This window comes from Planococcus dechangensis, assembly GCF_042654465.1.
GTDB classification, from domain to species: Bacteria; Bacillota; Bacilli; order Bacillales_A; family Planococcaceae; genus Planococcus; species Planococcus dechangensis.
The window spans coordinates 413374-424344 of the sequence record NZ_JBHSGL010000015.1; the positions used below are offsets into that span (position 1 = coordinate 413374).

At 46.8% G+C, this 10971-nt stretch carries 7 protein-coding genes and 2 riboswitches; all 7 genes read left to right on the forward strand.

Annotated features, from left to right (window positions below; all coding sequences use genetic code 11):
• The first annotated feature begins 127 nt into the window (after positions 1-127).
• The 7 genes from ACFO5U_RS16270 (at position 128) to ACFO5U_RS16300 (ending at position 10438) form a co-directional block, all read left to right on the forward strand.
• Positions 128-1597 (forward strand): nicotinate phosphoribosyltransferase, encoded by a 1470-nt coding sequence (locus ACFO5U_RS16270; protein ID WP_377280135.1) that lies wholly within the window; start codon positions 128-130, stop codon positions 1595-1597.
• Positions 1598-1608: 11 nt separating this feature from the next.
• Complete coding sequence (gene nadE / locus ACFO5U_RS16275) at positions 1609-2439, forward strand: ammonia-dependent NAD(+) synthetase (protein WP_377280136.1); 831 nt, start codon at positions 1609-1611, stop codon at positions 2437-2439.
• 194 nt (positions 2440-2633) lie between these two features.
• Positions 2634-3584, forward strand: a complete 951-nt coding sequence (locus tag ACFO5U_RS16280; RefSeq protein ID WP_377280137.1) for an AAA family ATPase — start codon at positions 2634-2636, stop codon at positions 3582-3584.
• A complete protein-coding gene (locus tag ACFO5U_RS16285) occupies positions 3581-4795 on the forward strand; it encodes a DUF58 domain-containing protein (protein WP_377280138.1) in 1215 nt (404 codons plus the stop codon). Before ACFO5U_RS16280 ends, ACFO5U_RS16285 begins: the two co-directional genes overlap by 4 nt.
• Entirely contained in the window at positions 4792-6981 is a 2190-nt protein-coding gene (locus ACFO5U_RS16290; protein WP_377280139.1) for a transglutaminase TgpA family protein, read from the forward strand. Before ACFO5U_RS16285 ends, ACFO5U_RS16290 begins: the two co-directional genes overlap by 4 nt.
• A 31-nt stretch (positions 6982-7012) precedes the next feature.
• A riboswitch (purine riboswitch) is annotated at positions 7013-7114 on the forward strand.
• Between the two features lie 126 nt (positions 7115-7240).
• Positions 7241-8779, forward strand: a complete 1539-nt coding sequence (gene guaA, locus ACFO5U_RS16295; RefSeq protein ID WP_377280156.1) for a glutamine-hydrolyzing GMP synthase — start codon at positions 7241-7243, stop codon at positions 8777-8779.
• Between the two features lie 112 nt (positions 8780-8891).
• Positions 8892-8993, forward strand: a riboswitch (purine riboswitch).
• Positions 8994-9100: 107 nt separating this feature from the next.
• The gene (locus tag ACFO5U_RS16300; protein ID WP_377280140.1) at positions 9101-10438 is read left to right on the forward strand and encodes an NCS2 family permease; all 1338 of its coding nucleotides are present in this window, start codon (positions 9101-9103) and stop codon (positions 10436-10438) included.
• The last annotated feature ends 533 nt before the right edge of the window (positions 10439-10971 follow it).

Sequence of the window (10971 nt, forward strand, 5' to 3'; positions counted from 1 at the left end):
AACTCTGAATACTATCTCATATTGGAGGGTATAAGTCAATAACGGGGCTTCGGGCGTGTCAACTTGTTTTTGAAAAAATGGAATTGATGTATAATGAGACTCATTACGGTGGAAGAAGGGGATTTTTGTGGAAACGCGTTATGCAGATGATAGCTTGGCATTACATACCGATCTGTACCAAATTAATATGGCGGAAACCTATTGGGCAGATGGAATGCACGAAAGGCAAGCGGTTTTCGAATTGTTTTTCCGGAAATTGCCATTCGGCAATGGATATGCCACATTTGCGGGACTCGAACGGGTTCTCGATTATCTGAAGAACTTCCAATTCACAGAAAGCGATATCGCTTATTTGCGTGAAGAACTCGGATACAAAGACGATTTTCTCGATTATTTGAAAACGGTGCGTTTCACAGGAGACGTTTATTCGGTTGTAGAAGGCGAGCTAGTGTTCCAGAATGAACCGCTGATTCGTGTCGAAGCGCCTTTAATTGAAGCGCAATTGATCGAAACGGCCTTGCTCAATATCGTCAATTACCAAACATTGATTGCAACAAAAGCGAGTCGCATCAAGCAAGTAGTTGGAACAGAGCGCGTCATGGAGTTTGGCACGCGGCGTGCACAGGAAATGGATGCGGCTATTTGGGGGACGCGTGCAGCTTATATCGGCGGTTTGGAGGCGACCAGCAATACGCGCGCCGGCAAACTATTCGGCATACCAACAGCCGGTACGCATGCCCATTCCATGATCCAGGCCTATAAAGATGAATATGAAGCTTTTCACGCTTATGCACAGCGCCATCGCGATTGTGTATTTCTAGTCGATACGTACGACACATTAAAGTCCGGTCTGCCCATTGCCATCCAGGTGGCACAAGAGCTTGGAGACAAAATCAATTTCCGCGGCGTCCGGCTCGATAGCGGAGATATCGCCTTTTTATCCAAAGAAGCCCGCAAGATGCTGGATGAAGCGGGATTCCCCGAAGCTGAAGTGGTCGTTTCCAATGATTTGGACGAATACACCATTCTGAACTTGAAAGCACAAGGTGCCCGAGTCGACTCATGGGGTATTGGGACAAAATTGATTACCGCATACGACCAGCCTGCGCTTGGTGCTGTGTACAAATTAGTGTCGATTGAAAACAGCAAGGGCGAGATGGAAGACACGATTAAGATTTCGGGAAATGCAGAAAAAGTGACGACGCCGGGCCTGAAAAACGTTTACAGGATTATAGACAGGGAAAATGGAAAATCAGAAGGTGATTATATTACCATGCACGACGAGGACCCAGCTTCTGAAGAGCGCCTAAAAATGTTCCATCCAGTCCATACGTTTGTTTCGAAGTTCGTCACCAATTTCGATGCCGTCAATATTCATCATAAAGTTATCGAAGCAGGCGAAGTCATCTACAAAAATCCACCGCTCGTGGACATTCAAGCATATGCAAACAGTACGCTTGAATTATTATGGGATGAATACAAACGCTCGCTCAACCCGGAAGAATATCCCGTGGATTTAAGCGAAAAATGCTGGAACAACAAAATGCGCAACATTCAGGAAGTGCGGGAATCCGTGCAGCAATTCACCAATCAATAAGGAGGATCCCTATGTCGACTTTACAGCAGCAAATCATCAATGAAATGAAGGTGCAGCCTTCGATTGACCCGCAACAGGAAATCAAGCGCACCGTCGAGTTCTTAAAAGATTATTTGAAGCACCATTCGTTCTTGAAAGGCTTTGTACTCGGCATTTCGGGAGGTCAGGATTCAACGCTTGGCGGAAAATTGGCACAGATGGCTGTAGATGAATTGAATGAAGAAAGCGGCGGAGCGACATACGGCTTCTATGCACTGCGCCTGCCTTACGGTGAGCAAGTTGATGAACATGACGCGCAAGATGCGTTGACTTTCATCAAACCGACGAAAGTCTATACGATCAATATTAAAGAATCGGTAGATGCGAGCGACCGAGCATTGGAAGCAGAAGGCATCAAGCTGACGGATTTTGCCAAAGGCAATGAAAAAGCGCGCGAACGCATGAAGGCGCAGTATTCGGTTGCTGCAGCACATGATGCGGTTGTGCTCGGTACTGATCATGCGGCGGAAGCGATCACCGGTTTTTACACAAAGCACGGCGATGGTGCAGCTGACTTGGTGCCATTGTTCCGACTGAACAAGCGCCAAGGCCGCGAAATGCTTAGAGCACTTGGCTCTCCTGAACATTTGTACACAAAGATTCCAACTGCCGATTTGGAGGACGACAAACCGGCCATTCCAGATGAAGTCGCTCTTGGGATTACGTATGACCAGATTGATGACTATTTGGAAGGCAAGGAGATTTCACAGGAAGCACGTGAAAAGCTGGAAGGCTATTACTTGAAAACACAGCATAAACGCAATTTGCCGATTACGGTATTTGATGATTTCTGGAAAAAATGAGTGAGAATAAACTAGTTCAGGCGGAGAGAATTTCTGATTCTTTCCGCCTTTTGTTATGCACTATGCCATCTTCAAGCCCGTTTGAACTAAACCCCAGGCCGTTGGCTCAGTTGAGTTATCTGCATTAATCCGATATGATGACAGTAAGATTGCGATAATTCAAAACCTTTTCGATTTACATGGGAGGAACTAATATGAAAGCGACAGAACGTCTAGGAAAAGTCATAGATAATATTGAAAAAGTGATCATCGGCAAGCGTGAAATCGCTGAACTGAGCTTGGTCGCTTTATTGTCACACGGCCATGTTTTGCTCGAAGATGTGCCGGGTGTCGGCAAAACGATGCTCGTGCGCGCTTTGGCGAAATCGGTCGGTGCAGATTTCAAGCGCATTCAGTTTACGCCGGATCTGTTGCCCTCTGACGTGGTGGGCGTATCGATTTACAACCCGAAAGACATGCAATTTCATTTCCGGCCGGGTCCGATAATGGGCAATATCGTCTTGGCGGACGAGATTAACCGCACCTCCCCAAAAACACAATCTGCATTGCTCGAAGCGATGGAAGAAGCATCTGTCACAACAGATGGTGTCACCATGAATATCCCGAAGCCATTTTTCGTCATGGCTACGCAGAATCCAATCGAATACGAAGGGACCTATCCATTGCCGGAAGCCCAGCTCGACAGGTTTTTGCTGCGGGTGAAAATGGGCTATCCAACACATGCGGAAGAAATTGAAGTATTGACTCGAGCACAGTCGATTCCGCCAATTGAAGAACTCGAAGCGGTTCTGACGCTAGAAGAATTGCTCAAGCTGCAGGAGGAAGTAAGGACCATCCGTGTAGACGACACCATCCGTAAATATATCGTAGATTTAGCGAGCCAAACGCGGCGCGATCCATATGTATATTTGGGGGTCAGCCCACGTGGGTCGATCGCGCTGATGAAAGCAGGGCAAGCCTATGCGATGTTGAAAGGGCGCGATTACGTTACGCCCGATGATGTCCAGTACTTGGCGAAGTTCGTCTTTGGCCACCGGATCATGCTTCGTTCTGAAGCGCGTTATGACGGCATCACGGCTGAAGAATTGACGGAACGCATCATCGCGAAGACGCAAGTCCCTGTCCAAAGGCTTGTAAATCAATGAAGAGAATCAAACAAGTAATGGATTCGTGGGGCAGGATGATTTTTGTGCTCATCCTGTTTTTTTTGACTTTTTCGTTCGCCATGTTCCAAGGTGGATTTGTCAGCTGGTTTATATTCTACGTATCGTTGCCGTTTATCGTCTATTCGGTGCTATTGTCATTTTACCCGCTCCACAAATTGCGCGCCGAGCGGAAAATCCATACCGCCCGCATCAAGAGCGGGCATCGGTTCTCCGCTACGGTCACCATTCACCGGACGCTGCCTTTTCCGCTTCTTTATACCGTTCTCCATGAACACACCCAATCTTCCAAGCTAAAAGCCCGTTTGGCGGATTCGGCCCAGCAAATGCTATTGCCGGGCTTTCGCCGCAATTTTTCTTGGACGTACGAAATTGAACAAATGCCCAGAGGTGAGCATGTGCTAGAAGGTGTCACCATCGAAACGGCTGACTTTTTCGGCTGGGTAAAAAAACAGCAGCTGCTGCCGGCCCGTCAATCCATCTTGGTCTTTCCAAATACCGTCGAACTAATGTATCGCCCGATCGGCTCTAGCTTTGATCAGGGCTCAATTGCCGCACCGTTCACTTTAGTGAAAGATACAACGATGGTGAGCGGCATCCGCGATTATCAGCCGGGAGACCGGGTGTCATGGATTCATTGGAAATCGTTTGCGCGCACGCAGACCATGCGTACGAAAGAATTCGAAGACCGCCAATCCCAAGACTTGTTCTTGTTGGATGACCGTTCTCCATCGGCCACATTCGAGATTCAAGTCGAGCTCATCGCCTCTATCCTCACCTCGGTTGTCGCAGCACATGCCAGTGTCGCGTACTTATCCGCCGGCACACCTAGAGCTTTTTTCCCGTTGATCCAAAACGATGAGCAATTACAGCGTTCGCTGTATCATTTGGCGAAAGTCCAAGATGATCTCGACCGTCCGATTGAAACGGTCGTCGGCCAGGATTTAAAGCAGGTCCGTGTGTCGAGCCTTGTTTACATAACAGGGGCGCTGTCGCGCAAAATGGTGGATGAAATCCGCCGAAACGTCACGGGCTTAAGCCATTGCTTATGTTTGGTCGTTACAGAAAAAGGGCAGACCATCACCCCTGATGAGGAAAAAGATCATCAGTATGCAAGGTCGAAAGGCTTTCACGTGAAAACGATCGGTCCTGAGAATTTCGCTTCGGCGTTTAAGGAAGGGGGCCGGTCATGACTTCTATCCGAAAAAACAAAGTATTTATGGGCCTGCTATACGTGCTTGTGTTTTTCCTTCTATCAGAATGGCTGCGCCCGGTTATCGAACTGACTGAAACCGGGCACCATAACCTGTTTCTGGCTTTTGTCGCACTCGGGCTCCTTATGGCGTTTTTTGAAATGCCTTGGTGGATCACCGGGCCGTTAAAGCTGGTGTATATCCTTTGGTTTATCGTCTATGTTTATACAGGTAGCTTATTTTTCACGCTGGAAAGTTTGAATTTTATAATCCAACAAGCAAGCATCAGCATGTCCGCGTTGCTGAGCCAAAACTGGCAAGAAACAACGGATGTGTTCCGCACGGTCTTGTTTTTTGCATTGTTATGGATGGCGATATACTTAATCCATTATTGGGTCAGCTTCCGCCTCAGCATTTTCTTGTTTTATTTGCTGACAGTCATTTTTGTCGCGGTACTCGATACGTTCAGCCCTTATTCAGGAGAAGCCGCAATAGTCCGCATCATGGTCATCGGCCTACTGCTGGCAGGATTGCTGCATCTCGCTAGGTGGATGGAACGGCATCGGGCGGTCGATAAAACAGAAAAGCTGCTCGTTTATTCAGTTCCATTGCTGCTCGTATTAATTGTGTCGACTGCGGCCGCATTTTATTTGCCGAAAGCTGATCCAATATGGCCTGATCCGGTTCCATATATTACATCTTATTCAGGCCAAGGGGGAAGCGGGCAAGGCAGTGTCGGGCGCATCGGTTACGGGGTCGATGATACACAACTTGGCGGATCTTTCGTTTCTGATGATACGACAGTGTTCAGAACAGAAATGGAAGAAGGCCAATACTGGAAAGTTGAAGTGAAAGATGTTTACACGACCAAAGGCTGGGAGCTATCTGAAGAAAATGCAGATGAGCAGTTTTACCGAAACGGCGAGGAAGTCTCGACAGATTTCCCGCCAGCAGATGACGGGGAACAAACTTCTGCGCTAGTGGATATGCAGCAGCCGTTCCCGTTTGTGCTTTATCCGTACGGCACCGTTTCCTTTCTTATGGAAGATACATTAGAATACCGCTATGATCCGGTTCAGCAACGCTTTGATACTTTACAGGAAAATGAAGTGTTCGAACCTGATGTATATGAAGTTTTCTACAATGAGCCAAGCTTTAGTTTGACTGCTTTACGGGAAACAGAGCTGGAAGAACTTGAGGAGCTTCCTGGTGAATTCGACCGCTATTTGCAGTTGCCGGATGAGCTGCCGGAGCGGGTCGGGGAACTCGCTGAAGAAATTGCGGAAGGATCATCCACTGTTTACGACCAGGCGCGTGCGATTGAAAGTTATTTCGGAAACGGTGGGTTTGAGTATAGCCAAAGCGATATCCCAGTTCCTGCAGAAGATCAAGATTACGTAGATCAATTTCTATTTGAGACGATGCGCGGCTATTGCGATAACTTTTCCACTTCCATGGTCGTCATGCTGCGATCGCTTGACATACCCGCGCGTTGGGTCAAAGGCTTTACCGAAGGCGAAGTCATCGATACCGTAGATGGCTACGAGGTATATGAAGTTACCAATAATAATGCGCATTCATGGGTAGAAGCATATATGCCAGGTGTCGGCTGGATGATGTTCGAACCGACGATCGGTTTCACCGGGGCATCGGACGTTGATTTCGACCTTGACATCGAAACTTCAGAACCTGAGCCTGAGCAAATGCCAGACCGTCCGGAGCCCGAACCTGAGTTGCCGATCGACGAGACAGAAGATGAAGCATCAGCAGCAACTGGTCCTACGATCGGTGACCGTTTTGTCCAGTTTGTCTCTGACAATATTGGAAAATTGATTGCGGCTACATCCGCTTTGCTGCTGCTCGCGCTGCTGTTGTTCAAGGTGCGTACAAGATGGATGCCGAAAGTACTCATCCCATACTACCGCCGAAGATCAGTAGGGGTGGAGACCTTTGAAAAAGCCTATCTACGGCTTCTGAAGCAATTGGAGTTGTACGGTATCCAACGTGCGCCAGGGCAGACGCTCCGCTCATATGCAGAATACGTCGATTCGTTTTTTGGTACGAAAGATATGAAGAAATTGACCGCCGTATATGAGAAATCCGTCTATGGCGGAGATTCACAATCAGTCGATTGGGCAGAAATGCAGGAAAGTTGGGAAAATTTAATCAATCGGACAAGCGGTTGATTTTGAAAACACTAGCCTGTACAATTGAGAAAATTATAGAATACAGTGCCCTCATATATGTCCGATGATACGGTTCGGATGTCTCTACCAAGTCACCGGAAATGACTTGACTATGAAGGCGGATGACGCATGCTTATTTGCATGTGCATTCGTCTTTTTAATGTAGAGGACAAGAACGCGAGGAGTAGTTTTTCGCGTTCTTTTTTTATGCTGTGGCCTGAATCGAATAGAAGAGGTGAAGGATTTGCCAGTTAGTCCAATGTTGAAAGAGCAGAAGAAAATCGTCGTACTGGATTTCGGCAGCCAGTACAATCAATTGATTACGCGTCGCATCCGGGAAATCGGAGTTTATAGCGAACTCCACCCGCATACGATCAAGGCTGAGGAAATCAAAGAAATGAACGCTACGGGAATTATCTTCTCAGGAGGACCGAATTCCGTTTACGATCAAAATGCTTTCTCGATTGACCCTGAAATTTTCGAAATGGGCCTTCCGATTCTTGGGATTTGCTACGGCATGCAATTGATGGCTTTGCGCCTAGAAGGTAAAGTGGAAAAATCATCCAGTCGCGAATATGGCAAAGCGGAATTGAAACTGACGAAAGAAAGCGCCATTTTCAAAGATGTTCCTGAAGATCAGATCGTTTGGATGAGCCACGGTGACTTGGTCACTGCAGCACCTCCAGGGTTTGACGTTATCGGAACTAGCCCAGGCTGCCCGATTGCAGCAATGGCAAACGAAGAACGTAAATTCTACGGTGTCCAGTTTCACCCGGAAGTCCGCCACTCTGTCTACGGCAACGAAATGCTGCGCCAGTTCGTATATGACGTTTGCGGCATGAAAGATGAATGGTCGATGGAGAATTTCATCGAACTGGAAATCGAAAAAATCCGCGAGGAAGTGGGCGACAAGAAGGTTCTTTGCGCACTTAGCGGCGGCGTTGATTCTTCTGTCGTTGCGGTATTGATCCACAAAGCGATCGGAGATCAATTAACTTGCATGTTCGTCGATCACGGATTGCTCCGTAAAGGGGAAGCGGAAAGCGTCATGAAAACTTTCGCCGACGGTTTCCATATGAACGTCATCAAGATCGATGCACGTGAGCGCTTTATGAAGAAGCTCGAAGGCGTCAGCGATCCCGAACAAAAACGCAAAATCATCGGCAATGAGTTTATTTATGTGTTTGATGATGAGGCTTCAAAACTGGAAGGCATGGATTTTCTCGCTCAAGGAACTCTTTATACCGACATTATCGAAAGTGGAACGACCACTGCCCAAACTATCAAATCGCATCACAATGTGGGCGGCTTGCCGGATGATATGCAGTTTAAATTGATCGAGCCATTGAACACGCTATTCAAAGACGAAGTACGCGTTCTTGGAAAAGAACTTGGCATGCCGGATGAAATTGTCTGGCGCCAGCCTTTCCCAGGTCCGGGTCTTGGCATCCGCATCATGGGTGCAGTGACAGAAGAAAAATTGGAAATCGTTCGCGAGTCCGATTGGATTCTTCGTGACGAAATCAGTAAAGCGGGTCTTGACCGTGATATTTGGCAATACTTCACCGTGTTGCCAGATCTGCGCAGCGTAGGGGTCATGGGCGATGCCCGTACTTACGATTACGCAATTGGTATCCGAGCGGTGACCTCGATTGACGGGATGACTTCCGATTGGGCACGCATTCCTTGGGATGTTCTCGAGAAAATCAGCGTTCGCCTCGTCAACGAAGTCGACCACATTAACCGAGTGTTGTACGATATTACGAGCAAACCGCCAGCAACTATCGAGTGGGAATAAAAAAACGGCTGCAATTAGCAGCCGTTTTTCATTTCACGAACTTTCTGTGTAAAAAAAAGATAATTGTTCGTGTTTGGTCTTGTTTTTTTCATACCTATCATGGTATTCTATTGATGAAATTAAATAAGCTTGTCGTATAAATTCAGGGATATGGCCTGAAAGTCTCTACCGGTTCACCGTAAATGATCCGACTACGATTTTTGTCCGCTTTTCGAAATGGCGGGCTCTCTGTTTTCGGATGGGGGAAATCGGACGCATACGGCAATCACTGTATGCGTTTTTTTATGTAGACTTATACAAGAGCATACGGAGGAATCATGGATGAAGAAGTATTTTCAATTTGAAGAGCTGGGAACCAATTACCGCCAGGAATTTATCGGCGGTTTAACGACCTTCTTGGCAATGGCTTATATTTTAGTCGTCAACCCGCTGACGCTGACAATGGATTCGATTCCGGATCTGGATCCGGCATTGCGCATGGATTACGGAGCCGTGTTCATGGCGACAGCGCTTGCCGCAGCTTTAGGGAGTTTGTTGATGGGGATCGTTGCAAGATATCCAATCGCCTTGGCTCCTGGCATGGGGCTCAATGCATTCTTCTCTTACACCGTTATACTCACATACGGTGTGCCATGGCAAACGGCTTTGACAGGTGTTCTGGTTTCCGGACTTATTTTTATCGTGCTGACTTTGACTGGCATCCGTGAAACAATCATCAATGCGATCCCGGCTCAACTAAAGTACGCAGTAGGTGCTGGTATCGGCTTGTACATCACTTTTATCGGATTGCAAAATGCAGGCATCGTTGTAGGGAACCCCGATACACTTGTCGGGCTCGGAGATTTGACGAATGGCTCTGCTTTGCTTGCAATCTTTGGATTGTTCATTACAGTTATCATGATGGTTCGTGGAATTAAAGGTGGCATCTTCTTTGGGATTTTAATCGCAGCAATCGTCGGAATGATTTTCCAAGTGGTCAGCTTACCGAGCGCGATCATCGACTTGAATGTTCCGAGCCTTGCGCCAACATTCGGTGTTGCGCTCGAACCTATCTTCAATGATCCGGGTTCATTGCTGACTGTCCAATTTCTGGTCATCGTCTTAACTTTCCTTTTCGTTGATTTCTTTGACACGGCTGGTACATTGGTAGCTGTAGCGAACCAAGCCGGATTAATGAAAGACAATAAATTACCACGGGCAGGAAAAGCATTGCTTTCAGATTCAATTGCAACTGTAGGAGGAGCCGTCTTTGGGACATCTACAACGACTTCCTACATTGAATCAACTTCAGGTGTAGCTGCCGGAGCACGTTCAGGATTTGCATCAGTAGTTACGGGTATTCTTTTCCTAGTGGCGATTCTGTTTTATCCGCTTCTTTCTGTAATCACGAGTGCAGTGACGGCACCGGCATTAATCATCGTAGGTGTTCTAATGGTCTCAGCGCTCGGACAAATTGAGTGGAACAAGTTTGAAATTGCAGTTCCTGCCTTTCTTACTATGATTGCAATGCCGCTTGGTTATAGCATTGCGACTGGGATTGCAATCGGGTTCATCTTTTATCCGATAACCATGCTTGTCGCAGGTAGAAGAAAAGAGATTCATCCAATCATGTATGGTCTATTCGTGATTTTCATTTTGTATTTTATCTTCTTAAAATAATTAAGAGGCCGCCAGCAATGTTGTTGGCGGTCTTTTCTATGGACTATATAAATTCTTTACTATAGAAGAAAGGCGTTTGTAGTAAGAGAAAAAGTCCACTTAATTTTTTTCTAACTTTAAAATGTAACCAATATTATTAACAGTCAACAACTAAGGAAAGTCTAGGTATGAAAGGGAAGTAACTACTTTCAAAAATGTAATAAAATAAAGCTTGAATATTAAGAATATTGCGTTATAATAAAGGAGTGTAAAAGTTTCTCTAAAAAGCTTGACGCTATTTTTCCAGCGTGCTATATTAGTCAAGTCGCCAAAACAAGGCGCACAACATGAACCTTGAAAACTGAACAGCAAAACGTCAACAAAAGACGTCACGAGCGCCTTGGCGCGCGAACGGCTTTTGCGATGGTCGCCTCCGGGCGATCGGAGCAATGGTCATTCCGAACTTCGGTGTTCGTGACTTAACTTACTGATCAGCGCAAGCAGATCAAAGCGAATCGCGCGTCTACGGACGGCGATGCGCCAGCAACGATTGA